The sequence below is a fragment of the Clostridium sp. HBUAS56017 genome (genome assembly GCF_007115085.1).
In the GTDB taxonomy this organism is placed as follows: domain Bacteria; phylum Bacillota; class Clostridia; order Clostridiales; family Clostridiaceae; genus Clostridium; species Clostridium cibarium.
In genome coordinates this window covers 1-676 of record NZ_SULK01000070.1, presented here as the reverse complement: position 1 = coordinate 676, position 676 = coordinate 1, and the positions used below count along the sequence as shown (strand labels likewise).

Here is a 676-nt window from a genome sequence, read left to right as displayed (position 1 = left end):
TGGAAAAAAATAATAATTCCAAAGGATACGGTTCTAAGAGAAAATAAGACATTACCTATTTTTACAACTGATGAAATGAAATTAATATTAAAACAGAATGAAGATACAAAAATAAGATATATATCTTTAATTTCCTATGCTACAGGTATGCGTAGAGGAGGAATTCTTGGTTTAAAAGAAAGTGATATTGACTACAAAAGTAATGAGATACTTATTAGAAGAAATGTTGTCACTTCTTATGTATTTGGTGAAGAAGGAGAGAAAAGAAAGATATTGTTGATTGTGCCACAAGTTATAATACTGAAAATGAAGATATTATTTTTTTAACCGACAATGGTAATTTGATTGATGCAGGTAATATTGAAAAAAGTTGGATTTACTTTTTAAAGAAATGTAAAGTTAAGCATAAGAAATTTCATGCTCTTAGACATACTTATGCTACATTGCAATTTGAAAATGACAAACCACTATTAACTATATCTAAATTACTTGGTCATGCAAATATTGATGTCACCGCTAGTACTTACACACATATTATGAAAAAAGAAAAACAAAAAGCAGTTGATACATTAGAACTATTAAAATGGAGTTAATATTAATTAAATCTCATATAATAATATTACTTTGGATTTAAAATGGATTTAAATTAAGACTTTACAATGAATTTTTAGCAAAT

Annotated in this window: 1 protein-coding gene and 1 pseudogene; both read left to right on the top strand. The window is 25.6% G+C overall.

What is annotated here, in order from left to right; all coding sequences use genetic code 11:
* Window positions 1-327 (top strand): annotated as a pseudogene (locus FAY47_RS21100) (hypothetical protein); the annotation flags it as partial.
* A 14-nt stretch (window positions 328-341) separates the two neighbouring features.
* Complete coding sequence (locus FAY47_RS21095) at window positions 342-593, top strand: tyrosine-type recombinase/integrase (protein ID WP_243129685.1); 252 nt, start codon at window positions 342-344, stop codon at window positions 591-593.
* Window positions 594-676: the final 83 nt, after the last annotated feature.